This is a genomic window from Streptomyces sp. NPDC001970 (genome assembly GCF_053594115.1).
On sequence record NZ_JBSFDW010000016.1, the window covers coordinates 156,591 to 179,305 of the forward strand.

General features: G+C 71.9%; 22 protein-coding genes and 1 pseudogene. 18 read left to right on the plus strand and 5 right to left on the minus strand.

The genetic code is table 11. The annotated features are described in order from the left end of the window. Nucleotides 1–72: 72 nt before the first annotated feature. Nucleotides 73–1,950: a LamG-like jellyroll fold domain-containing protein gene (locus ACWCP0_RS20835; RefSeq protein ID WP_451080279.1), complete on the plus strand. Its 1,878-nt coding sequence runs from the start codon at nt 73–75 to the stop codon at nt 1,948–1,950. Between the two features lie 217 nt (nt 1,951–2,167). Here the strand turns inward: ACWCP0_RS20835 and ACWCP0_RS20840 are convergent, their stop codons facing one another. Further along, nucleotides 2,168–2,557, minus strand: coding sequence for a hypothetical protein (locus ACWCP0_RS20840; RefSeq protein ID WP_451080280.1), 390 nt, complete (start codon nt 2,555–2,557; stop codon nt 2,168–2,170). Between the two features lie 96 nt (nt 2,558–2,653). Next, on the minus strand, nt 2,654–3,082 hold the full coding sequence (locus ACWCP0_RS20845) for a TIGR03668 family PPOX class F420-dependent oxidoreductase (RefSeq protein WP_451080281.1): 429 nt from the start codon (nt 3,080–3,082) through the stop codon (nt 2,654–2,656). Nucleotides 3,083–3,288: 206 nt separating this feature from the next. Here ACWCP0_RS20845 and ACWCP0_RS20850 point away from each other — a divergent pair, with 206 nt between their 5' ends. The 4 genes and pseudogenes from ACWCP0_RS20850 to ACWCP0_RS20865 all read left to right on the plus strand — a co-directional run bounded on the left by ACWCP0_RS20850 (nt 3,289) and on the right by ACWCP0_RS20865 (nt 5,199). Then, the gene (locus ACWCP0_RS20850; RefSeq protein ID WP_451080282.1) at nt 3,289–3,615 is read left to right on the plus strand and encodes a hypothetical protein; all 327 of its coding nucleotides are present in this window, start codon (nt 3,289–3,291) and stop codon (nt 3,613–3,615) included. A gap of 323 nt (nt 3,616–3,938) precedes the next feature. Further along, nucleotides 3,939–4,457, plus strand: coding sequence for a hypothetical protein (locus ACWCP0_RS20855; RefSeq protein WP_451080283.1), 519 nt, complete (start codon nt 3,939–3,941; stop codon nt 4,455–4,457). Between the two features lie 233 nt (nt 4,458–4,690). Beyond that, a pseudogene (locus ACWCP0_RS20860) lies at nt 4,691–4,801 on the plus strand (cupin domain-containing protein); the annotation flags it as partial. 83 nt (nt 4,802–4,884) lie between these two features. Continuing rightward, nucleotides 4,885–5,199 (plus strand): helix-turn-helix transcriptional regulator, encoded by a 315-nt coding sequence (locus tag ACWCP0_RS20865; protein ID WP_451080284.1) that lies wholly within the window; start codon nt 4,885–4,887, stop codon nt 5,197–5,199. Nucleotides 5,200–5,286: 87 nt separating this feature from the next. On the opposite strand, the gene ACWCP0_RS20870 is transcribed toward ACWCP0_RS20865, so the two are convergent. The 3 genes from ACWCP0_RS20870 to ACWCP0_RS20880 are packed head-to-tail and all read right to left on the minus strand — an operon-like array spanning nt 5,287 to nt 6,915. After that, nucleotides 5,287–5,589: a DUF6510 family protein gene (locus ACWCP0_RS20870; RefSeq protein WP_451080285.1), complete on the minus strand. Its 303-nt coding sequence runs from the start codon at nt 5,587–5,589 to the stop codon at nt 5,287–5,289. Between the two features lies 1 nt (nt 5,590). Further along, nucleotides 5,591–6,346, minus strand: a complete 756-nt coding sequence (locus ACWCP0_RS20875) for a ferredoxin reductase (RefSeq protein WP_451080286.1) — start codon at nt 6,344–6,346, stop codon at nt 5,591–5,593. Then, nucleotides 6,316–6,915: a molybdopterin-dependent oxidoreductase gene (locus ACWCP0_RS20880; protein ID WP_451080287.1), complete on the minus strand. Its 600-nt coding sequence runs from the start codon at nt 6,913–6,915 to the stop codon at nt 6,316–6,318. Before ACWCP0_RS20880 ends, ACWCP0_RS20875 begins: the two co-directional genes overlap by 31 nt. 431 nt (nt 6,916–7,346) lie before the next feature. On the opposite strand from ACWCP0_RS20880, the gene ACWCP0_RS20885 reads away from it, so the two are divergent. The 13 genes from ACWCP0_RS20885 to ACWCP0_RS20945 all read left to right on the plus strand — a co-directional run bounded on the left by ACWCP0_RS20885 (nt 7,347) and on the right by ACWCP0_RS20945 (nt 22,084). Next, nucleotides 7,347–7,850 (plus strand): hypothetical protein, encoded by a 504-nt coding sequence (locus tag ACWCP0_RS20885; RefSeq protein WP_451080305.1) that lies wholly within the window; start codon nt 7,347–7,349, stop codon nt 7,848–7,850. A gap of 221 nt (nt 7,851–8,071) precedes the next feature. Continuing rightward, nucleotides 8,072–9,364: an ABC transporter substrate-binding protein gene (locus ACWCP0_RS20890; RefSeq protein WP_451080288.1), complete on the plus strand. Its 1,293-nt coding sequence runs from the start codon at nt 8,072–8,074 to the stop codon at nt 9,362–9,364. Between the two features lie 2 nt (nt 9,365–9,366). Beyond that, a complete protein-coding gene (locus tag ACWCP0_RS20895) occupies nt 9,367–10,263 on the plus strand; it encodes a carbohydrate ABC transporter permease (RefSeq protein WP_451080306.1) in 897 nt (298 codons plus the stop codon). Continuing rightward, entirely contained in the window at nt 10,263–11,186 is a 924-nt protein-coding gene (locus tag ACWCP0_RS20900) for a carbohydrate ABC transporter permease (RefSeq protein ID WP_451080289.1), read from the plus strand. Before ACWCP0_RS20895 ends, ACWCP0_RS20900 begins: the two co-directional genes overlap by 1 nt. After that, nucleotides 11,183–13,294, plus strand: a complete 2,112-nt coding sequence (locus ACWCP0_RS20905) for an alpha-galactosidase (RefSeq protein ID WP_451080290.1) — start codon at nt 11,183–11,185, stop codon at nt 13,292–13,294. The genes ACWCP0_RS20900 and ACWCP0_RS20905 overlap by 4 nt, the downstream gene beginning before the upstream one ends. A 53-nt stretch (nt 13,295–13,347) precedes the next feature. Next, nucleotides 13,348–14,106, plus strand: a complete 759-nt coding sequence (locus tag ACWCP0_RS20910; protein WP_451080291.1) for an SDR family NAD(P)-dependent oxidoreductase — start codon at nt 13,348–13,350, stop codon at nt 14,104–14,106. A gap of 49 nt (nt 14,107–14,155) precedes the next feature. After that, nucleotides 14,156–14,917, plus strand: coding sequence for a FadR/GntR family transcriptional regulator (locus tag ACWCP0_RS20915; protein WP_451080292.1), 762 nt, complete (start codon nt 14,156–14,158; stop codon nt 14,915–14,917). Then, nucleotides 14,914–16,059: a galactonate dehydratase gene (gene dgoD / locus ACWCP0_RS20920; RefSeq protein WP_451080293.1), complete on the plus strand. Its 1,146-nt coding sequence runs from the start codon at nt 14,914–14,916 to the stop codon at nt 16,057–16,059. The genes ACWCP0_RS20915 and dgoD overlap by 4 nt, the downstream gene beginning before the upstream one ends. Continuing rightward, the gene (locus ACWCP0_RS20925) at nt 16,053–16,850 is read left to right on the plus strand and encodes a hypothetical protein (protein ID WP_451080294.1); all 798 of its coding nucleotides are present in this window, start codon (nt 16,053–16,055) and stop codon (nt 16,848–16,850) included. Before dgoD ends, ACWCP0_RS20925 begins: the two co-directional genes overlap by 7 nt. Nucleotides 16,851–16,879: 29 nt before the next feature. Further along, nucleotides 16,880–17,515 (plus strand): bifunctional 4-hydroxy-2-oxoglutarate aldolase/2-dehydro-3-deoxy-phosphogluconate aldolase, encoded by a 636-nt coding sequence (locus ACWCP0_RS20930; protein ID WP_451080295.1) that lies wholly within the window; start codon nt 16,880–16,882, stop codon nt 17,513–17,515. After that, on the plus strand, nt 17,512–18,453 hold the full coding sequence (locus tag ACWCP0_RS20935) for an SMP-30/gluconolactonase/LRE family protein (RefSeq protein ID WP_451080296.1): 942 nt from the start codon (nt 17,512–17,514) through the stop codon (nt 18,451–18,453). Before ACWCP0_RS20930 ends, ACWCP0_RS20935 begins: the two co-directional genes overlap by 4 nt. Before the next feature lie 9 nt (nt 18,454–18,462). Continuing rightward, a complete protein-coding gene (locus tag ACWCP0_RS20940) occupies nt 18,463–19,440 on the plus strand; it encodes a sugar kinase (protein WP_451080297.1) in 978 nt (325 codons plus the stop codon). A gap of 100 nt (nt 19,441–19,540) precedes the next feature. Beyond that, a complete protein-coding gene (locus ACWCP0_RS20945; RefSeq protein ID WP_451080307.1) occupies nt 19,541–22,084 on the plus strand; it encodes a polysaccharide lyase family 8 super-sandwich domain-containing protein in 2,544 nt (847 codons plus the stop codon). Nucleotides 22,085–22,715 lie beyond the last annotated feature (631 nt).

Below are 22,715 nucleotides of genomic sequence, written 5' to 3' on the forward strand. Positions count from 1 at the left end.
CTCGCCGTCATCACTCGGCCATGGCAGGTCATGAGCGTTCGGTCGTACAGAGCGACCGCTAGGAGAGTGCACATGAGTACGGCTGGGGATCAGAACCGACTGGACAGACGCGCGTTGCTGCAGGCCGCGGTCGTCATACCGGCGGCCGGTGCGGCGACTGCGGCCTTCGAAGCGGCCCCGGCCCGGGCCGCAGAGGCGGCCCGAGGGGGCCGCGGGTTCGACACGGTGAGCCCGCGCTTCGCGCTCGCCGTCCTGCCCGACACGCAGTATCTCTTCGACGCCGACAGCTCCGACCCCGAGCCGCTGCGTGCGACGTTCCGGTATCTCACCGCCGAGCGGGACGAGGCGAACATCGCCTTCATGACGCACCTGGGTGATGTCACCGAGCACGGCACCGAGCAGGAGATCGAGCTCGCCGCCGACACCTTCCGCACCCTCCACGGTGCCGTCCCGTACAGCGTCCTGGCGGGCAACCACGACATCCGCTCCTCGACGGACGACCAGCGCGGCGACTCCGCCTACCTCCAGGCCTTCGGGCCGAAGCGCTACGCCTCCATGCCGACCTTCCGGGGCGCCTCGCCCGACGGCTACAACAGCTACCACGTACTGCGCGCTGCCGGCCGCGACTGGCTGATCCTCGCCCTCGACTGGAGGGTGTCGGACAAGGGAATGCGATGGGCACAGGGGGTGCTCGACGCGCACCCGACCCTGCCGGCGATCCTGACCACGCATGACATCGCCTGGTCGGACGACGACGGCACGGCGCAGCTGTCCGACAACGGCCGACGTCTGTGGGACGGGCTCATCCGCGGCAACGACCAGATCTTCCTCGCACTGGGCGGCCACTACTGGCCGCCCGGTCGCACTGTTCTGACCAATGACGCCGACAACGATGTCCACGTCCACATCACCAACTATCAGGACCGTTACTACGGCGGCGCCGGCATGATCCGCCTCTACGGCTTCGACCTGGTCCGCAAGGTCATCGACGTGGAGACCTTCTCGCCGTGGTTCCTGGACCGCGCCCCGGAGAAGCGGGCACCACTGGCTGCGGAGACCATCGAACTGACCGGGCCCACCGACCGGTTCAGCATGAGCATCGACTTCGAGGACCGCTTCAAGGGCTTCGCGCCGGTCGTACAGCCGGCACCGCGTCCCGCCTCCGCGGTGATGCCGCGTGGCACGGTCGCGTACTGGCGCTTCGACTCTTCCGGGATCCCCGCGGCGGGCACGCCGGGTGCCCCCGTGGCCGACGGCGTGGTGGCGCGTGACCTCAGCGGCAACGGCAACGATCTGTCCGTGAGCCGCCTGCACTCCAGCGGGGCGGACGCGCTCACCTGGTCGCAGGACCACCATCCCGGCCAGCCTGCACACGCCAGCCTTCGCTTCGACGGAGGCAAGAGCCCGGACCGCGGGGCGGTACTGAGGACCGGTCCCGGCGCCGCCCTCAACAGTGAGAAGTTCCCCCACGGCTACACCATCGAGACCTTCGTCAGGCTGCCGGAGCCCTTCGAGGGCGACCACAACTGGATGGGCATTCTGAGCTGGGAGGGGCGCAACGGCGACGCCGGCAAGACCACCGGCTGGTCGCCTCTGGAGCCGACCTGCAGCCTCAACCTGTCGCCGGAACGGTTCCTCCAGTTCGTCGTCTATCCGCACCGGCAGGACGCCGATCCGACGTCGTGGAGCCATGCCGTGCCGGTCGGCCGCTGGATGCACATCGCCGTCGTCAACGACGGGCGCCGGACGGTCATGTACGTGGACGGCTCGAAGATCGCCCGTAATCCGACGCAGCTGTCGACCGGCATCGCCACGCTCGGCAAGCCGTTCGTCATCGGCGCCACGCAGTTCGACGAACGATTCGGGCAGGGCTTCTACGGCTGGATCGGCGACACCCGCATCGTCAACCGTGCCCTGTCGCCGAGGCACTTCCTCACGCCCTTCGAGTGAGCCGCCCGGGCTTCGGCGCTGTGACCCGGTGAACGCTGCCCTGGAACTGCCCGGGAACTGCCCGGGACCGGGCGCTGTCCCGCTCCGCCGTATGGCGGGGCAGCGCCCGTCTCGCCCCTGCTCGCCCCCCCGCGCGGGCCGGGGCCGCCGGGGGCACAAGCCGTCGGCGCGTCTGCGCCGCATCCGGAACAGGGGCCCGGTCCGCCGCGCCCGTCGGTCACAGGAACTTCACTGTGTGCGGCGGTGCGAAGAGGTGGTGGGCGCGATGCTCGCACGCGGCTTCTGCCACTCCCGGCCGCGGGCGCGACCCGGCCCGTTCGGCCAGGTTGTCCTGGTGTTCCGTGCACCGTGGGCAGCCCGGATCCGGGTCCGGCAGGAGGTCTCGGTGGGCGGATGCGACATGGCGGGCGAGGCGGATCTGCGCCCCCACCGCGCTGTCGAAGGGATCCCGGTCCACTCCGCGTTCCCCGGTGAGCCAGAGTTCGTCCGTGACGGCCCGGATCTCCTTCATCGCCTTGTAGAGGCGGACACAGTCGGTACAGGTGAACATCCAGGCCGGGGGCAGCGGCCACTGGCCGGCGGAGCTGATGTCGTCGGCGTCGCTCATGCGCGTCACCGTAGTGGCCGCGCGTGGTGCGGACAGCCGATCGACCGGACTTGTCCCTTCGGGCGGACGTACGGCCCGTGCGGGGCCGGGCACGGCTCACGACGCGCGCCAGCCGCTCCAGCGCAGGACCGAGACCTCGACCACCGGCCCGACGGGTGGCCCGTCGGCGTACTGCTGGTACTTCGCCCCGAGCAGCTCGATGCAGCGGGCGGCCTCGGGTGACCGGTCCCGTGCCGGGAGCACTCGGGCTTCACCGTCGACCCGGACCCACCACAGGCGGTCCCAGTCCTCTTCGTAGTGGTCGGTGAGCAGGCACACCGACGGGTTGGCGGCGATGTTGGCCAGGCGTCTGAGCCGCGTCGTCCGTTTCGGCTTGCGGTCCACTGCCAGCCACACCGTGTCGCCGTCCACGGCGAACACCACCGGCACCAGGTGCGGGCGGGCCGCCGTGTCGGCCGTCGCGAGGTGGGCGACGCGGGCTGCGGCGAACCGCTTCCGTGCCTCGGCGCTCGTCAGAGCGGGCATCGCACCCCTTTCGGGCAGCCACGGCGGTCAAAGCAGTCAAGGCGGTCAACGTCGTCAATGCGACGAGCGCATCGGTTCTCCGACGGCTCCGCGGTACCGGGCCGCGACTTCGGCCGTCCGGTGCCCTTACTCCAGGGTCTCCCGTTCCGGCACCGCCGGCACGTGGAGTGAAGCCCCCGCCGGCGCGGCGCGTCATGGATCCGGCAGTGGCACTCGACATCACCTCGGTTCTCCAGGACGCGGCAGGGCGAACGCCGGCGGCAGGCCAGGCGACGGTGGCGCCGGGCGACGGGCGCATCGCGGGGACCTCCACCGGTGAGGGCGACACTCAGCGGGCCGCCTGGTTCGCCGGTTACACGGAGCAAGTGTCCACAGCCGTGACCATGTTCCGCTCCAAGCCCGGCCGTCCCCTTCTGCCCACGGACGGCACGGGCGGAGACGGCTCGGTGCACGGCAGCGCCTTCCCGGCAGATCTGGGCGGACTGCACGGCGGGGTTTCCCTCGTAGCCCCCGCCGGCGACGTCGTGCCCTGAAGGCGTGCTCCCGCGGACGATGCGCACGGCGCCGACACGCCGGTCTGCTCGGGCGTGTCGCGTGTGCACTTTCCGCGGTCCCCGACGGTGGCACGGCCGTCCCGGCCCGAACGTGGTGCTGTCGCGGCACGCGGCGAAGTCGGCGCGTGGGCAACGGGATGACCGTGAGCATCCGAGACGACAGCGAGCCCGTGCGCCGGCAACGCATCCACGAAGGAGGTCCTGCCCAGTGCGGACCTCCGGCCGCGACAACTGCGCCAGTTGCGTGTGCTGTGCGCGCCCCCGCTGGGTCTCGCACAGCTTCGTCGGCCATACTCCTCCCCGTGGATCAGGAACAGGCAGGCACAAACACAGGTACCAACATCCGGCCGGTGTCGGCCGCCGGTCTCGATCCGGCGTACATTCCCGGACTTGTGTCCTCGCGTCCCGAGGTGTCGAGTCGGGCGGACGACGCGGCGCCGGAGGGGAGCGGCGCGGCCACGTCGGTCGATGCCGCCCCGGTCGAGGAGTCCTCCGGCGCGCAGACGCGGGTGGATCCGGTCGACGGTGACGACGACGGGCCCGCTTTCGAGGTGTCGGATCGGCGGGGCGCCATCGTCGCCGACCGCAGGGGTGTCACCTTCCGACTGGACGCCGAGGCGGCCGAGTTCGGCTGGGACGAGATCGGTGCGGTGGAGGTCGACACCCCGCGGTTCGGGCGGCGGTTCGGTGTCACGGTCTACGTTTCGGACCGGCGCTGGTTCCGGAACGATGTCGAAGCGCCGTCCCGAACGGTCCTCAAGGAATGGGCCGTGGAACTCGACACGGTTCTGGACTCCCGGTTCGACGACTCCGGAACGTAGAGTCCCGGCGGTTCGCACGGCGCAGCGACAGAACCCACTTCCACCGGCGAAAGCGCGGCGGGCACGTGCGAACGAAACGGCCTCTGGCTTTCCTCGACGGGGTGGCTGCGCGTCACCGACCGTGTCACGGAGGATCGGCACGTGTCTCTCCGCCACGTCGGCACGCCGGCCCGACCAGGTGACCGCACCGGCGGGCGCAGCCGCGCGGCGGCGCCGGATCCGGTACCGCGGACGCCATCCGGGCGGCGCTCGAAATGCTTCGTGCGGAGACCGACGCACCCGGGCTGGGCACCCCGTTCGTCACGGAGCGGCTGGCGCACGTCCTGCTGGTCCATCTGCTCCGGGCCCATGTCGCGGAACGCGGCGCCGCCGGCGGTGTCCGGATCACCGCTCTCGCCGACGCCGGATCGGGGCCGCGGTGTCGGTCATGCACGACAGGCCGGCGCACCGCTGGACCGTCGCTGAGCTGGCCGCGAAGGCCGGAATGTCGAGGTCCCAGTTCGCCGCCAGGTTCACGGAGAGCGTCGGCGTACCACCCCTGGAGTACCTCCTCGGCCGGCGCATCCGCTCCGCGGCACGGGACCTGAGGACCGGTGACCGCAAGGTCGCGGCGATCGCGGCCCGCTGGGGCTATGGCTCCGAGAGTTCCTTCAGTCACGCCTTCGAACGCGTCATGGGCTCTTCGCCGGGGCGCTACCGGGAGACAGTGAGAGACCACGGCGAGCACCGCGGCGAGGAGTGATCGGCGTCGACGCTCGTGCTCGCGTGCGCAGTGCGGACGATCCGCGGCACACGTACGAACGACCTTCCCGGTACCGCGTGCGTCCGCCTACGGGCCGTCCCCGTTCACGGGAACGACAAGGGCCACGGTGCCCCGCATGTCGAGCCAGACCGCGTCTCTGCCGCGGACCATGCGCAGCACGACGTGATCACATCCCTGGCAGCGCGCCACCAGACCGGGAGCATGTGTGTACACGTGCAGCCCGGCGACGGGTCCCGTGTGGCCGCACTGCGTGCAGCGGCAGGTGGCGGCGGTCAGGTCGACCGCGAAGACTTCGGAGAACGGCCCTGCCAGGGCATTGCCGTCCGTGTACGCGTACTCGGCGGGGGAGCTGTTTGCCGGAATCGTCATGTCATCCTCCACTGGGGCCGAACCGCTCCGTCCTGATGCGCTCGGGAGGGTGGCCGATGAGCACCAGGTGTGCGGCGGCCTTCTCGACGAACCCGGTGGGCCCGCAGACGTAGCAGGCCGGGTCGAAGTCCGGCGGCCAGCCGTCGCGCACCAGATCCTCGGGAGTCAGCCGGCCCGCCGGGCGTGGCCAGTTGTCGGGCGGCGTGCGCGTGTACACGTACGACGTGTCCAGCCCCGGCGAGCCCTTGCGCAGTTCGGTTCCGTAAAGGCGGTCCTCCGGCCCCCTCGCCGAGTAGATCAGCCTGAAAGGGACGCGACTGCCCGCCGCGCCACGGGTCCGGATCATGGACATCAGCGGTACGAGTCCCGAGCCGCCGGCCACGAGCAGGACCGGTTCCGTCTGCTCGGGGCGCCAAACGAACCAGCCGCCGACGGGGCCGCGGAGCTCCAGGCGGGCCCCGGTCAGGAGTTCGTCCACGAGGTACGGCGACACCTCGCCGTCCGCTACGCGCTGCACGGTCAGCTCGATCCGCTCGCCGTCCGGTGCGGACGCGACGGAGTAGCTGCGATGTGCCCGGTACCCGTCCTCCGCCGTCAGACGGATGTCGAGGTGCTGGCCCGCCAAGTGACCGGGCCAGTCCGGCACATGCAGGACGACCGTCGTCGCCGTCGCCGACTCCGCACGCCGGTCCACGACCTCGCCGGTGCGCCAGCGCAGACGATCGCCTAGTCGCCCTGGTACCGCTGCTCGCGCCATGGGTCTCCGTAGTCGTGGTAGCCGGCGGTCTCCCAGAACCCCGGTTCGTCGTCCGGGCGAAGCTCGATGCCGCGCACCCACTTTGCGGACTTCCACAGGTACAGGTGCGGGACGAGGAGCCGCGCCGGGCCGCCGTGCTCGGGTGCCAGGTCCTCGCCGTCGTAGCGGTGGACGATCCAGGCCTGGCCGTCGAGGAGGTCCTCCAGCGGCATATTGGTGGTGTACCCGCCGTAGGAGTGGACGAGCGCGAACTCCGCCGCCGTCTCCACGTCCTCCAGGAGCACGTCCAGGGACACGCCTTGCCACTCCGTGCCGAACTTGGACCATCTGGTCACGCAGTGCAGGTCGACCGTGGGTGTCTCCGCGGGCAGTGCCATGAACGCCGCCCAGTCCCAGTTGTGCCGGGCGCCGCCCTCGGTGGTGACGGTGAGCTCCCAGTCCTCCCGGGACACGAGCGGAGTAGGGCCTGCCGAGAGGACCGGGAAGTCGAAGGTCTCGAACTGGCCGGGCGGCAGCTTCCGGTCTTCGGAGGGCCGTCGGCCGTGGAATCCGCGCGAGATGATGGGCATGCGTGCCGTCCCCTTTCGTGGGCGTGGGCATGCTCCGAGGACGGGACGCACCGTGCCGCCCGGACCTCAATATCCAGAATGCCCACCTTGCGGGCATTTCGTCCACCCGGGGCCCCGTTCCCGGCCGCCTCGTCCAGTGCCGTCGTGAGGCGCGACGATCCCCGGCCCGTCATGGTGTGACTCCTGGTCGGGCGGCGTTGCGCTCCGTGACAGGTGTCCGAGGGGATGGATGGCCGGCCGCCGCCGCCTGACAGGGGAGTCGCGGGGGACCCCTCAGGAGGTTTTTAAGTTAATTAGCAATTAATGTTGACAGGTTTCGGGCGCCCGGCCACAGTTTCCGCCGTGGCACCGCCGCCCGGCGCGATCTCGGGCGGGGTTGCCTCGTGGACTCCAACTCTGGGGAGATTGCAGTGGCTTCGCATCGTGCAGGGATGGCGCGCGTGCGGCGTACCACGGTGGTGCTCGGCGCCGTCGTGCTGGTCGGGTCGGCAGTTCCCGCGGCACACGCCGCGGACGACCAGGGTGCGCCGCAGTACTACGACAGCGGCCTCGCCCCCACGCCGTACATGGGATGGAACACGTACTACGGGCTCGGTGCCCCGACGGAGGATCAGGTCAGGGGCGTTGCGGACCATTTGGTCCGGAGCGGGCTGAGGGGCAGCGGCTACGACATCGTCTGGCTGGACGGTGGCTGGCAGGCGGACAGTCCGCGCGATGCCGCGACCGGGCGGCTCGTGGCCAACCCGACGTGCTTCCCGTCCGGGATTCCGGCGTTGGTGAGCTACCTTCGCCAACGCGGCCTCAAGGCCGGTATCGACACCGACGCCGGCAGCGGTGTCTTCGACGGCGCGCTCGGTGCCGTCGCCGCGGCGGACGGCGGCGTGCTGGCCGCCTTCCGCGGGGTGGACGGCCGTGTCCACCAGACCGCGCTCTGACCTCCGCTCACCCTGCTCCACCCGCTCTGCTCCACCAGCTCCAATCGCTCCACCCGGGGTGCCTCCGGGCCTGGTACGGCCCGGGGGCACATCCTCCGAGAAATAAATTACTAATTAATCTTGACGGCGCTGAGACCTCTGCGACAGGCTGTGCCTGCCGCACCCAGAGCCGGGCCATCAAGAGGCCTCAGCTCCGTCCATGGGCACAAGGGAGTGCACAGATGACCGCCTTCAACGCAACCCGCCGCAGATTCCTCGTAGGAGCAGGTGCAGTCGGCGCCGGCGCGCTGCTCAGCGGCTGCGTCACCCAGAGCCCGTCCGCGACCGGAGGAAAGTCCGGCGGTCCGGTGACCCTGCAGTCCAACCTCTCCTCCCCGCAGGCCAAGAGCGCGATAGAGGCGGTCGTCGCAGCCTTCGACAAGCGCGGGGGCACCGGGGCGCAGCTCAACACCGTCGCGGCGGAGACCTTCCGGACCCAGCTGCCGACCTACCTCACCTCGGCCAACCCGCCGGACGCCTACACCTGGTACCCCGGCTCCGTCGCCGAGTCGTACGCGAAGAAGGACCTGCTCCTCGACCTCGACGACATCTGGGACAAGCCCGAGCTCGCCGGCTACTCCGACGCGCTGAAGAAGCTGTGCACCTCCGCCTCCAGCGGCACGAAGGTCTTCGTTCCCACCAGCTACTACTGGTGGGGCATGTTCTACCGGAAGTCCAACTTCGCCAAGTGGGGTGTGCAGGAGCCCAAGACCTGGGACGAGTTCCTCGACCTGTGCGACAAGCTCAAGAGCAAGGGCGTCGCCCCGATCGGCCTCGGCGCCGGCGGCGACACCCCGTGGGTCGCCTCCGCCTGGTTCGACTACCTCAACATCCGCGTCAACGGCGCCACGTACCACCGCGAACTCCTGGCCGGCAAGCACCGCTTCGACGACCCCGAGGTCCGTAAGGTCTTCGACCGCTGGGACGAGGCGCGCCCGTTCTTCGACCCGAACGGCACGGCGATCCCCTTCCAGGACGCCACCACCGCCCTCCTCCAGGGCCGCACGGGCATGATGCTGATCGGCACCTTCTTCGCCGACGCGGCCCCCAAGGACGCCCTGGACGACCTGGACTTCTTCCAGTTCCCCATCATCGACGCGAAGGTCCCGGTCGCCGAGGAGGCGCCCGCCGACGGCTTCTTCGCCAGCGCGCGCACCAAGCGCGCCGACGGCGTCAAGGAACTGCTGCGCTACCTGGCCACCGCCGAGTCGCAGGAGCTCTACCTCAGGAGCGGCTCGGGCACCACGCTGCCCACCCACCCCGACGCCAAGGACTCGGGCACCCCGCTGGTGCTCAAGGGCCGCAAGCTGATCGAGGGCGCCGCCGACCTGACCCAGTTCTTCAACCGCGACTCCAGCGACGCCCTCCAGCCGACCGCGGACACCGCGCTCGTGCACTACCTGGCCAAGCCCAAGGAGATCGGCTCCATCCTCACGACGTGGCAGCGCAGCGCAGAGAAGATCTGGAGCCAGTGACAATGGCGCTGATCGGCTCCACACGACGGTCCAGGGCCACGCGGGTGCCCCCGGTGGTCCTGGCCTTCGTCCTCCTCCCGCTGCTCGCCGAGGCCTTCTGGGTCTTCTGGCCGGCCCTCCAGGGCTTCTATCTGTCGCTGACCTCGTGGGACGGCCTGGCGGCCCCCGGGTTCGTCGGCCTCGGCAACTTCAGCGAGATGCTGCACGACCCGGTCTTCCGCACCGCCGCGGTCAACACGGTGCTGTGGCTGCTGCTCTTCGGCGGGCTCTCCGCCGCCCTCGGCCTCGGCGCCGCGATGCTGCTCCAGCAGGAGCGGCGCGGCATCGGGTTCTACCGGGCGGCGCTCTTCCTGCCGGTGGTCTTCTCGCTGGTCGCCACCGCGCTGGTGTGGCAGGCCATGTACCAGCCGGACGGCCTGATCAACAACGTGCTGTCGGCCGTCGGCCTCGACAGCTGGCGGCACGCCTGGCTCGCCGACCAGGACACCGCCTTCTACGCGGTGATCGTGCCCGCCCTGTGGCGCCAGGTCGGCTACGTCATGGTGCTCTACCTCGCCGGCCTCAAGGGAATCGATCCCGTGATGTACGAGGCGGCAAAGGTCGACGGCGCCACCCGTCTGCAGCAGTTCCGGCACATCACCCTGCCGCAGCTGCGCAGCGTCAACGCGGTCGTCCTGTCGGTGATCGTCATCGACTCGCTGCGCTCGTTCGACGTGGTGTGGGCGCTCACCCGCGGCGGCCCGTACCACTCCTCCGAATTGCTGAGCACCTACATGTACTCCACCGCGTTCCAGTCCCTGCGCCTGGGATACGGCTCCGCGCTCGCCGTCGTCATCTTCGTGCTGGCCTTCGGCGTCATCGTGAGCTACCTCGTGCGCGCCTTCCGGGAGTCCGACTGATGACCGCCAGCCACGCCACCGCGCACGTCAAGGACCCGGCCGGCCGCGACGGCGAGGCCGGCAAGGCCCCGGCCGCGGCGCCCCGCCGGCCCGTCCTGCGCGGCCGCGCCCTGCGCACCACCGGCTTCCACCTCACCGCGGGCCTGCTGTCCGCGCTGTGGCTGCTGCCGATCGTCCTCGTACTGGTCACCAGCACCCGGACCTTCGACGACATCGCCGCGCACGGCGTCGGCAGCTGGCCGCACTCGTTCACCTTCGACAACTTCCGTCAGGCGTGGGTGGACGGCGGCCAGCAGCGCGCCCTCATCAACAGCCTGCTGGTCACCATCCCCACCGTGCTGCTCTCGCTCGGCCTCGCTTCCATGGCGGCCTTCGCGCTCAGCCGCTACGACCTGCCCTTCCGGCGTGGCCTGCTGCTGCTCATGCTCGGCGGCAACCTGCTGCCCCCGCAGATCCTGCTGATCCCGGTCTCCAAGCTCAGTGAAGTACTCGGCATCTACGACCAGTTGTACGCCCTGATCGGCGTGCAGGTCGGCTTCGGCGTCGGCTTCTACGTCTTCGTGCTGCACGGCTTCATGCGGGCGATCCCCGGCGAGATCCAGCAGGCCGCCGTCATCGACGGCGCCAACCCGTGGCAGATCTACTGGCGGGTCATCCTGCCGCTGGCCCGCCCGGCGCTGGCCGCGCTGACCGCGCTGTCGTTCACCTGGATCTTCAACGACCTGCTGTGGGCCATCACGGTGCTGCGCACCGACACCCAGATGCCCATCACCGCCTCGCTCATCGGGCTGCAGGGCCAGTACGTGTCCATGTGGAACGTGATCGCGGCCGGCTCGGTGATCGCCGCCGCACCGACGGTGGCCGTCTTCCTCCGCTTCCAGCGCTACTTCGTGGCCGGACTGAACCTCGGAGCCGTCAAGTGACCCCGCACGACCGGTGGCTGCTGCGCACCGACACCACCACCTACGCCGTCACCCTCGGCGGCGACGGCCGCTGGGCCGAACTCGCCGCCTGGGGGCCGCACGGCGTCGAGGACGGGCCGTCGCCGATGGACTGGTCGCGCCGCACCCACTTCCTCACCCCCGCCGACGCCGCCCCGGCCGAGTACATCCCGTACGGGCTGCGGCCGTTCACCGGCGCCGACCTGATCGCCTCACGGCCCGGCGGCGACCGCGGAAGCTGGTGGCGGTTCACCGGCGCCGCGCCCGACGGAGACCACGCGCTGCGACTGGACTTCACCGACGATGTCCTCGGCCTGCGGACGACACTGTGCTACGAGACCGTCCCCGGCACCGACGTCGTCCTGCGTTGGACGGAACTGACCTGCACGGGCGAGCGCGAGCTGCGCCTGGAGCGTCTCGACTCCGCCGCCGTCAACGTGCCCGTCCAGGGCGGCGCCCGCCTGACGTATCTCACCGGTCAGTGGTCGCAGGAGTTCCAGCTCCATCACCTGGAGCTGGACCGCGGACGCTTCGAGATGGAGAGCACCCAGGGCTCCGCCGGTCACGCCTACCACCCCTGGCTCGCGATCCAGGACGCCGCCGCCCCCGCCGGGGGCACCACCCCCACCTACGGCATCGCCCTGGAGTGGTCCGGCAACTGGCGGATCACCGCCGACGCCGAGCCCGGCGGCTCCGTACGGGTCCGCGCCGGCCGGGTGCCGCACGAGGGCGCGGTCCGGCTCGCCCCCGGCGCCACCCTCACCACGCCCCGGCTGGCCTGCGCGTTCAGCCCGGACGGCCTCGACGGGCTGGCCCGCGTGTGGCACCGCTACGAACGCCGGCTCACCGGCGGGCGCATGGACCGGACCCGCAAGGTCCTCTACAACTCCTGGGAGGCCACCGGCTTCGACGTCGACGCCGACGGACAACTGGAGCTGGCCAAGACGGCCGCGGAGCTGGGCGCCGAGCTCTTCGTCGTCGACGACGGCTGGTTCACCGGACGTCACGACGACACCGGAGGCCTCGGCGACTGGGAGCCGGACCCGGCCGAATTCCCCGGCGGGTTCGACCACTTCATCGACCAGGTCAGGGCGCTCGGCATGGACTTCGGCCTGTGGGTCGAGCCCGAGGGCATCAGCCCCCGCTCGCGGCTCTACGCCGAACACCCCGAGTGGGTCTACCGGATCGACGGCCGCCCCGCCACGCTCGTGCGCAACCAGCTCCTGCTCGACCTCGGCCGCGAGGACGTCCAGGACTTCGTCATCGGCACCCTCGACCGGCTGCTCGGCTCCCACGCCATCAGCTATCTGAAGTGGGACATGAACCGGCCGCCCACCGAGCGCGGCCGCCCCGGGCATCCTGCGGGCGACGACCCCGAGCGGCAGGACCTCGACGCCGCCCACGTCGCCGGCTACCTGCGCGTCCTGGACCACCTGCGCAGCGCCCACCCCCACGTCACCGTCGAGGGCTGCGCCGGCGGCGGCGCGCGCATCGAGCACGCCACCCTCGCCCGCACCGACGTGGTGTGGCCCAGCGACAACACCGCCCCCATGGACCGGCTGCGCATCCAGTACGGCTACCTCCACGCCCACGCCCCGCACACCATGAGCTCCTGGGTCACCGACGCCCCCGGCGTCTTCGACCCGCGGCCCCGCTCGCTCGCCTTCCGGTTCGTCAGCTCTCTCGCCGGTGTCCTCGGCATCGGGGCCGACATCCGCGACTGGACCCCGGAGCAGCGCGCCGAGGCCACCGAGTGGATCGCCCGCTACAAGGGGATCCGCGACGTCGTCCACCACGGCGAGGTCCACCTGCTGGGCAGCCCGGCCGATCCGACCTGCGGCGTCCAGTACGAAGAACCCGGCGGGCAACGCCTGGTGGTGACCGCCTGGAACACCGGCCCGCTCGACGGCGCGCCGCTCGTGCCCGGCCGGGCCGCCCGGCTGCGGCTGCGCGGCCTCGATCCGGGCGCGGTCTACACCGACGAGGACTCCGGCACCCGCTACAGCGGCGCCCATCTGCTCCACTCGGGGCTGCCGTTCGCCTGGACCGCCGCACACGACGCGGAGTTGGTCGTGTTGGCCCGACAGTGACGATGGGACGAGAATCCGAACACCCACCACCTCGACAGGAGACGACCCACCCCATGAACCCAGCGGCCCGCTTCACCAACCGCGTCGCCGTCGTCACCGGCGCCGCGTCGGGCATCGGCGCGGCCACGGCGGCACGCCTCGCCGCCGAGGGCGCGGCCGTCGTCCTCGCCGACATCGCCGCCGACCGCGGCGAGGAGACCGCGGCACGGTTGCGCAAGGACGGTGCGCGCGCCCTCTTCGTCGCCGCCGACGTCGCGCACGAGGACGACTGGCAGCGGGTGATGGCCGCCGCCCACACCTTCGGGTCCGTGGGCGTCCTGGTCAGCAACGCGTTCATGGTGGAGGTCGCGCCCGCCCACGAGACGGGCCTCGCCTCCTGGGAGCGGCAGCTGTCGGTCAACCTCACCGGCGCCTTCCTCGGCTTCAAGGCGGCGCTGCCCGACCTGCGCGACCACCAGGGAGCCGTGGTGCTCGTCTCCTCCGTCCACGCCCACCGCGGCATCCCCGGCCACCCGGCGTACGCGGCGAGCAAGGGCGCCCTGCTGTCGCTGTGCGGCCAGCTCGCCGCCGAGTACGGACCGGACGTACGCGTCAACGCCGTGCTGCCCGGGCCGATCCTCACCGCCGCCTGGGACCGGGTGCCGCAGCACGACCGCGAACTGAGCGTCGCCGAAACCGCGGCCCGCCGCTTCGGCACCCCCGAGGAGGTCGCCGCCGCCGTCGCCTTCCTCGCCGCCGACGAAGCCTCGTACATCACCGGATCGAGCCTGCTCGTGGACGGCGGCTGGAGCGTCGTCAAGGCATCCGCCTGACGGCACGACCCCTCCAGCCACTGACTGACCAGCAAGAAAGGCAACACACATGACGCCATACGCGCGCCGCGGAGTGCATGGCCAGACCGTGGAGACGCTCGCCCGCCGGGTGCTCAGCGGCGAGATCCCCGAGGGAGCGACGCTCGACATGGCGGCCCTGCAGAGCGAGCTCGACGTCAGCCTGACGGCCCTGCGCGAATCGCTGAAGGTCCTCGCGGCCAAGGGCATGGTCGACGCCCGGCAGAAGCGCGGCACCTTCGTGCGGCCCCGCTGCGACTGGAACCTGCTCGACGCCGACGTCCTGCGCTGGCAGTTCTCCGAGAGCAGCGGCACCGGCGCCGACTCCGCCCTGCTGCGCAACCTCGGCGAGGTCCGCGGCATCATCGAACCCGCCGCCGTGCGGCTGGCCGCGGCCCGCCGCACCGACGCCGACCTCGAGGCCCTGGAGGCCGCACTCGAGGCCATGGGCCAGGAGGGCGGCGCGAACCACGCCGTCGAGTCCGACCTCGCCTTCCACCGGGCCCTGCTCGGGGCCACCCACAACGAACTGCTGGAACGCATGGAGATGGTCATCGAGTCGGGCCTGGCCCAGCGTGACCGGCTCGTGCACAGCGCCCCGCACAGCGAGGACCCCGTACCCAGCCACCGCGCCGTCCTCGACGCCGTACGGGACCGGGATCCGGACGCCGCCGAGCACGCCATGCGCGCCCTGCTCGACCAGGCCATGCGCGACCTGGACAAGGTCAGCGGCCCGCACGGGCCCGAGGTTGCGGACGGCTCCGCCGAGGAGAAGGACGGCAAGGCAAAGTGAAGATCGAGCGTGTCGAGACCTTTCTCGTCCCGCCCCGCTGGCTGTTCTGCCGGATCGAGACCGACGACGGCGTCGTCGGCTGGGGCGAACCGGTGGTCGAGGGCCGGGCCGAGGTGGTGCGGGCCGCCGTCGACGTCCTGGCGGAACATCTGGTGGGCCAGGACCCGCTGCGCATCCAGGACCACTGGCAGGTGCTGAGCAAGGGCGGCTTCTACCGGGGCGGGCCGGTGCTCTCCAGCGCCGTGGCCGGCATCGACCAGGCCCTGTGGGACATCGCCGGCCGCACCCTCGGCGTACCGGTGCACACCCTGCTCGGCGGGCCCGTACGCGACACGGTCCGCGTGTACGCCTGGGTCGGCGGCGACGAACCCGCCCGCCTCAAGGAGGAGATCACCGCCCAGGTCGAGGCGGGCTTCACCGCGGTCAAGATGAACGCCGCCGGGCGCACGCCGCCGCTCACCAGCCTGGCCGAGACGGCCGCCGTCGTCGAACGGGTGGCGGCGGCCCGTGAGGCCCTCGGTCCGCACCGCGACGTCGCTGTCGACTTCCACGGCAGGTTCAGCGCCGCCAACGCGCGCCGTGTGCTCCACGAGATCGCCCCGCTGCACCCGCTGTTCGTCGAAGAACCCGTCCTGCCCGACCAGGCACACCTGCTCCCGGGGCTGGTCGGCGCCTCGTCCGTCCCGCTCGCCACCGGTGAACGGCTCTACGGGCGCGCCGACTTCCTCCCGGTGCTGACCGCGGGCATCGCCGTCGCCCAGCCGGACCTGTCGCACGCCGGCGGGATATCGGAGGTCACCCGGATCGCCGCGCTCGCCGAGACCTTCGGGGCCCATCTGGCACCGCACTGCCCGCTCGGGCCGATCGCGCTGGCCGCCAGCCTCCAGGTCGCCTTCGCCACGCCCAACTTCCTGATCCAGGAGCAGAGCCGCGGCATCCACTACAACAAGGACGCCGACCTGCTGTCCTACGTGGTCGACACCGAGCCCTTCCGCTTCGTCGACGGCCAGGCGCACCGCACCGCACTGCCCGGACTCGGCATCACCGTCGACGAGGACGCCGTCCGTGCGGCCGACCGTGCCGGCCACGCCTGGCGCAACCCCGTCTGGCGGCACGCCGACGGCTCCTTCGCCGAATGGTGACCGGGACCCGGCTGCCTGTGTCCGTCGTCACCGACCCGGAACTGGGCGGCCGCTGGACCTCGCTGACCGCCGGCGGCCGTGAATGGCTCTGGCACCGCGACGAGCCGCGCCGCGCCCGCGTCCGGCCCGGCGACGCCTTCGCCGACGCCGGGGGACTGGAGGAGTGCGTGCCCACGGTGCGCGGGCTCCCCGACCACGGGGACGCCTGGTCGCGGCGGTGGCGGCGGGACGGGGACCTGGACATCGTGGACTGCCCCGACTTCCGCCTGACCCGCCGTATCCGCGACGACGCGGGGTCGGCCGTCGCCGACTACACGCTCACCGCCGAGCCGGGTTACCGCTTCGTGTGGGCCGCCCACGCCCTGCTGGACCTGTCCCCGGCCGCCCGGATCGGCATCCGGGGCGCCGCCACGACGCGGCTCTACCCGGACGAGGGCGCGGGCTGGGTCACCCGTACCTGGCCGAGTGCCGACGGCATCCCGCTGGACCGGCTCGGCCCGGACGACGGGACCGCCGTGGGCGCCGTCGTCCTCACCCCGCGGGTGTCCGTGCACGACGGCCCGGACACCCTCCATCTGTCCGTGGAGGCCGGCGGCCGGCCGGTCTCCGTCGCCCTGTGGCGCAACCTCGGCGGCTTCCCCCAGGACGCGCCGTACCGCTCGGTCGGCGTCGAGCCGATGCTCGGCCGCGTCTTCGACCGCACGGCGGCGGCCGACGACGACACCGCCGTCGTGCCCGCGTCCGGCCAGGTCACCTGGCGGCTCACCGTCACCGCGACCCGCCGCGCCTGAACCACCCCCACCACCAGAAGGGATGTCGGATGGACCTGCTCGCCGCGCTGCGCGCCCGCCGGCTGCTCGCCATCGTCCGCGGCACCGACCCGGACGCCGCGCTGACCACCGTGCTCACCCTCGCCGAGGAAGGCGTCACCCTCGTCGAGGTCTCCCTCACCGGACGCGACGCGCTCGACGTCATCGCCCAGGCCCGCGCCGCACTCGGCCCGGACACGCCTCTCGGCGCCGGCACCGTCCTGACCGCCGACGACGCGCGGGCCGCCCACAAGGCCGGAGCCGGCTTCCTCGTCACCCCGGCGGTCAGCGACGGCATAGCCACCGGCCGGGAGCTCGGACTCCCGGTGCTCGCCGGCGTGATGACCCCCACCGACGTCCTCCAGGCACTCCGGCTCGGCGCCGAGGCCCTCAAACTCTTCCCGGCCGGCAGCGCCGGGGGCCCCGGCTATCTGCGCGACCTGCGCGGCCCCTTCCCCGACCTGCCCTTCGTGCCCGTCGGGGGAGTGGACGCCCGCGCCGCCGCCGACTATCTGCGGGCCGGCGCCACGGCCGTCGGTGTCGGCTCGCCGCTGATCGGCGACGCCGCCTCGGGCGGCAGCCTCACCGCACTGCGCGAGCGGGCCCGGGATTTCCTCGACGTCGTGCGCTCGGAGGCCCGTCCGTGACCGCGGCCGTGCCCCCGGCGGTTCACGGGACCGACCGCCTCGAACTCGGCGAGGGCATCCGGTGGACGGACGGCCGCGCCGTGCTGACGGACATCCTCACCGGACGTCTCCTGTCCGCCCCCGGCGACCCCGCCGCACCGCTCGCCCTGATCACCCGACTTCCCTGCCCGCTGGGCGCGGTGGCGCCGGTCGAGGGCCGGCCCGGCCACTGGATCGCTGCGGCGGGCACCGGCATCTGCCGCATCGACGACGCCGGGCGTGTCGACTGGATCGCCCGCCCCGAGGACGGCTCCCAGGTGCCGATGCGGATGAACGACGGCGTCGCCGACCCGCAGGGCCGTTTCTGGGCGGGCAGCATGGCGTACGAGGCCACCGAGGACGCGGGCTCCCTCTACCGCGTGGACCGCGACGGCCGCGTCACCCGCGTCCTGCGGGACATCACGGTGCCCAACGGCCCGGCCTTCAGCGCGGACGGCACCGTCATGTATCTCGCCGACAGCGCCCGGGGTCTCATCCGGCGCCACCCCGTCGACCCGGTCACCGGCGACCTGGGCGAGCCGGACACCCACGTCACCTTCTCCACGGGCAGTCCCGACGGTATGACGACCGACACGGAGGGCGGCCTGTGGACCGCGGTCTGGGGCACCGGTCAGGCCCACCGCTATCACCCCGACGGCACCCTCGACCGGATCGTGGAGCTGCCCGCCACCCAGCCCGCCGGGCTCTGCCTCGGCGGTCCCGACGGCCGCACCCTCCTCGTCACCAGTGCCCGCATCGGCCTGTCCCGGCCGGGCCCGCTGGACGGCGCCGTCTTCGTGTTCCGCGTCGACGTACCCGGAACGCCGGCCGCGCCGTACCGCCCGGTGCACACCAAGGGCCCGATCCCCGCGGACCCCGACGCCGCCCGCGAACCCGCGGTCCGTGCCGACACACCCTAGGACCCCACCATGAGCACCCCCAGGCCCCTGCGCCCCGGCCCCGTGGTCTGCGTCGGCGAGACCATGGCCGCCCTCGCCCCCGAGCCCCTCGGGCCGCTGGACGACGCCGACCTGCTGCGTGTCGACATCGCGGGCGCCGAGTCGAACGTCGCCCTCTACCTCGCCGACCACGGCATCCCCGCCCGATGGGTCTCCGCGGTCGGCGACGACCCCTTCGGCCGGCGCGTCCGCGACCGGATCGCCGCGGGCGGAGTCGACGTCAGCGGCGTCCGCACCGACCCGGACCGGCCCACCGGACTGCTCCTGAAGGACCCCGGTGCGAACGGCACGCGCGTCCACTACCACCGCCGTGGAACCGCCGCCTCGGCCCTCACCCCCGAACTCCTCGACGACCCCGCCGTGGCGGGCGCCGCACTCCTCCATCTCAGCGGCATCACCCCGGCCCTCTCGCCCGGCTGCCACGCCCTCGCCGAGCGGGCGCTGCGCCCCGATCGCCCCTGTCCCGTCAGCTTCGACGTCAATTACCGCCCCGCCCTGTGGACCGGCCGCCCCGTCGCCGACGTCCTGCGGCCGCTCGCCGACCGGGCCGACATCGTCTTCGTCGGCCTCGACGAGGCCCAGGCACTGTGGGGGGACGGGCTCACCGACGCCCGCGCGGTCCGCGAACTCCTCCCCGGTCCCCGCGTCCTCGTCGTCAAGGACGGGGCCCACGCGGCCACCGCCTTCCTCGGCGCGGACGTCCGCACCGTGCCCGCCCTCGCCGTCCGCGTGGCCGAACCCGTCGGCGCCGGGGACGCCTTCGCCGCCGGATTCCTCAGCGGCCTGCTGCGGGAGCTGTCGGTGGTGCGCGCACTGCGGCTGGGCCATCTGACCGCGGCCTCGGCCCTGCGGGTCCCCGGCGACCATGGCCCCCTGCCCGCCCCCGACGTCGTCGCCACGCTGCTCGCCGCCGACGACGCGACATGGCGCTCCGCCAGGATCGACTGAACCGGACGCTCGATGGCCAGGGGTCCCGAAGCCTTGTCGTTGGTGGGTGCATCTGCTTGACTCCGCCCGGCAGAACGCCAATTCGCCGGCGGAGGACGCCATGGAGATCACCCGCAGACGCCTGTTGTCCGCTCTGTCAGCCGCCGGTCTTCTGACGGTGATTCCCCCGCGGCCGGCGAGCGCCGCCGATGTCGCCGCGGGCAGCGCACGACTTCTGGCCAACACCGTGGCCCTCTTCGCCGGGACAGCCGAGACCAACGCCCGGCCGGAGACGGCCGCCAAGCTGGCCGCCGTCGACAGGGCCGCGCGGACGCATCTGCAGTCGATGGACGCCGCGGGCGCGGACGAGCTGTTCGCCGGTCTGGTGCTCGGCACCAACGAGGCCAACCTCAACACCGCCTTCCGGCGGCTGTACGAGATCGCGCTCGCCACCCGGACACCTGGCCGCGCATCCTCGGACCTGTACGAGAACACCGCCGTGCAGCGCCGGGTGATCGACGGTCTCGTCCGGCTGCACGAACGCCACTACGGCGACCAGTCCCAGGGCTACTACGGGAACTGGTTCCACTGGGAGATCGGGATCTCCCAGCACGTCAGCAAGACGCTCGCGTTCCTCTCCGACGAGGTGCAGGCGTACCGCCCGGACGTCCTGCGCACCTACGTCGCCTCGATGGACGCCTATCTCCGCAACGGCATCGACGGGGACGTGAACCTCGACTCGCGCTTCCACACCGGAGCCAACCTCGCCGACATCACGACCAACCGGATCCTGCAGGGCGCCCTCCTGGGCGACGACGCGCGTATCCGCAAGGCCCTCACCGACCAGCTGACGGTTTTCGCGACCGTCGACCCGTATCACCTCAACCACGGTGTCACGGACGGCTGCTACGCCGACGGCTCCTTCATCCAGCACGCATCCGTCGCGTACACCGGCTCGTACGGCAAGGGTCTGCTGATCCGTGTCGTCCAGACCTTGAAGATCCTGGAGGGTACGGGCTTCGCGCACGGCGGGGAACTGGTGCCGACCGTCCAGGGCTGGGTGAGGAACGGCTTCGCGCCGCTGATCTTCGAGGGCTGGATGATGGAGATCGTCAAGGGGAGGGCGGTCTCGCGCACGGACACCGGCTACACCGATGTCGCGGCGGTCGTCGAGGCCGTCGTCGACCTCTCGTCGCTCGCCGGCGGCACCGACGCCACCGCCCTCACGAGCTACGTCAAACACATCCGGTCGACCTCGCGCACCGCTCTCGACCCGGCCGGCTTCGTCTCCCCGGTCAGCATCGTGCGGTACGCCGACATCATCGGCGATGCCACCGTCCCTCCCGCGGACCTCAACACGGCCTCGCGCAGCGTCGCCTTCAACGCCATGGACAAGACCGTGCATCGCAGACCGGGATACGCCTTCGCACTCGCACGCAGCTCCGACCGGATCAGCAAGTACGAGTACATGAACGGCGAGAACCTCATGCCGTGGTTCCAGGGCGACGGGGCGTACTACCTCTACCTCTCCGGACAGGACCAGACCCAGGCCTACGGCGTCGACTACTTCACCACGGTCGCGCCGTACGGCCTCGCCGGTGTCACCGCGCCGGTTCAGCAGCGGCGCACGATTCCCGAGTTGTACGGGAAGCCGTACTACGACAACCCCGGCCACCCGCTGAAGTTCACCTCGTCGTCCGAGTCGCAGAACACGTACGTCTATTTCCCTCGCGGCACCAACCGTCACTCCGGCGGCGCCGTCCTCGGGGCGTACGGCGCGGCCGGGATGGTGCAGTCCGACGATGTCGCCTCCCGCGACAAGGGCGCAGGGCTGCTGCCGGACGACTTCGTGGCCTATCGCAACGCGACGGCGACGAAGTCGTGGTTCCTCCTCGACGAGGAGATCGTGGTGCTGGCGGCGGGGGTCGGCGACAGCGCCGGGCGGGCCGTGACCACGACCATCGACGCCCGTACCGCCGCGCCGGACGATCAGGTCTCCCTCGTCGGGATGCTCCGCGACGGCCGCCCCTGGACCGGCACCGGCACCGGCGACCTGCACTGGCTGCGCTACGCGAATGCCACGCAGGGGACCGCCGTCGGCTATGTCTTCCTCGACACTCCACAGGTGAGGGTCGCCCTGGACACGGTCACTCGCAGCCGCCGGGCCGTGCGCACCTCGAACCCGGACACCACCGTCACCCGCAGCGTCTTCGGCGTGACGGTCGACCAGGTCCCTGGCGCCGAACCCCTCTGTCTCGCCTATGCTTTGGTGCCGAACGCGGGGGAGGCCCGGCTGCGCTCCTGTCGTCCGGGGCCGCTGAAGGTCCTGGCGAACACCCCGCGCCTGCAGGCCGTCACCCACACGGGCCTGGCCCTGACGGCCGCCAACAGCTTCACGCCCGGCCGCCACGAAGCAGCGGGGATACGCATCGACGGGCCTGCCTCGGTGATCGTGCGGCGCGAGCGGCGCGATCTGACCACCGTCGCCGTGTCCGACCCGACCATGGACCGGGACACGGTCGTCGTCCTGCTCCGCGGCCGGTCGCTGCGGGAGGTCACGTCGGTCGACGGGGTCCGCGTGAGCCCGGTCCACGGCGGAACCCGGCTGGAGTTCGACACCCGGCGCGCGTACGGCCGGAGCTTCACGGTCACCTTGCGCGGCTAGTACTCCAGTACGGTTTCGCCCGTGATCCCACGGACGTCCCGCCGGCGTCCGGCTGGTCGACAGGTCGAGCCGCGCGCCGGTCTCGGTGAGCCTGCGTCCCTGGGCCAGGTCCCGGGCCTGCCGACCGCGAGCACGGCGACCAGCACGCCTGGGTGCTGTACGTGAAGCCGCCCCTCACGGCGAACCAGTCCTGGAGGACGGACATCGCATCAAGGCCGAGCTTGACTACTCCCGCGGGCGCCGCACCCCCGAGATCGGCCAACCCACACGACTCGCAACATCTCAGCTCAACGCCCGCGCCCACCCATGGATTCGGGGCGGACCAGCACCGCTCACCGGCGCCTACGCCACGGGTACGGGTACTGATTCCGAGGAATCCAGCGCTGGGCGCCGTCTGCCGCGGTGGCCGGCACGGCCGCCCCGGAAGCATTCTTCGGCAGCTGACCAGGCGTGTGTGGGAGTCGGCCCTGGAGGGCGGAGCCCGGAGGGGTTGGATGGGCATGCGACGAAACGGCGGGTGCCGGGGGTTGTCCCCCGGCACCCGCCGCGACGTTCCGGCCGGGGGGGGGCCCGGGTATTACCCGGGGGGGGGGTGTGATGTTTGCTGCCGGGTGGGCCCGTGGGTAAGGTA

Bases quoted from the DNA above. Each gene is read 5' to 3' on its own strand.
- ACWCP0_RS20835 (WP_451080279.1), top strand. From the start codon at position 73: ATGAGTACGGCTGGGGATCAGAACCGACTGGACAGACGCGCGTTGCTG.
- ACWCP0_RS20840 (WP_451080280.1), bottom strand. From the start codon at position 2,557: ATGAGCGACGCCGACGACATCAGCTCCGCCGGCCAGTGGCCGCTGCCC.
- ACWCP0_RS20845 (WP_451080281.1), bottom strand. From the start codon at position 3,082: ATGCCCGCTCTGACGAGCGCCGAGGCACGGAAGCGGTTCGCCGCAGCC.
- ACWCP0_RS20865 (WP_451080284.1), top strand. From the start codon at position 4,885: ATGCACGACAGGCCGGCGCACCGCTGGACCGTCGCTGAGCTGGCCGCG.
- ACWCP0_RS20870 (WP_451080285.1), bottom strand. From the start codon at position 5,589: ATGACGATTCCGGCAAACAGCTCCCCCGCCGAGTACGCGTACACGGAC.
- ACWCP0_RS20875 (WP_451080286.1), bottom strand. From the start codon at position 6,346: ATGGCGCGAGCAGCGGTACCAGGGCGACTAGGCGATCGTCTGCGCTGG.
- ACWCP0_RS20880 (WP_451080287.1), bottom strand. From the start codon at position 6,915: ATGCCCATCATCTCGCGCGGATTCCACGGCCGACGGCCCTCCGAAGAC.
- ACWCP0_RS20885 (WP_451080305.1), top strand. From the start codon at position 7,347: ATGGCGCGCGTGCGGCGTACCACGGTGGTGCTCGGCGCCGTCGTGCTG.
- ACWCP0_RS20890 (WP_451080288.1), top strand. From the start codon at position 8,072: ATGACCGCCTTCAACGCAACCCGCCGCAGATTCCTCGTAGGAGCAGGT.
- ACWCP0_RS20895 (WP_451080306.1), top strand. From the start codon at position 9,367: ATGGCGCTGATCGGCTCCACACGACGGTCCAGGGCCACGCGGGTGCCC.
- ACWCP0_RS20900 (WP_451080289.1), top strand. From the start codon at position 10,263: ATGACCGCCAGCCACGCCACCGCGCACGTCAAGGACCCGGCCGGCCGC.
- ACWCP0_RS20910 (WP_451080291.1), top strand. From the start codon at position 13,348: ATGAACCCAGCGGCCCGCTTCACCAACCGCGTCGCCGTCGTCACCGGC.
- ACWCP0_RS20915 (WP_451080292.1), top strand. From the start codon at position 14,156: ATGACGCCATACGCGCGCCGCGGAGTGCATGGCCAGACCGTGGAGACG.
- ACWCP0_RS20925 (WP_451080294.1), top strand. From the start codon at position 16,053: ATGGTGACCGGGACCCGGCTGCCTGTGTCCGTCGTCACCGACCCGGAA.
- ACWCP0_RS20930 (WP_451080295.1), top strand. From the start codon at position 16,880: ATGGACCTGCTCGCCGCGCTGCGCGCCCGCCGGCTGCTCGCCATCGTC.
- ACWCP0_RS20940 (WP_451080297.1), top strand. From the start codon at position 18,463: ATGAGCACCCCCAGGCCCCTGCGCCCCGGCCCCGTGGTCTGCGTCGGC.
- ACWCP0_RS20945 (WP_451080307.1), top strand. From the start codon at position 19,541: ATGGAGATCACCCGCAGACGCCTGTTGTCCGCTCTGTCAGCCGCCGGT.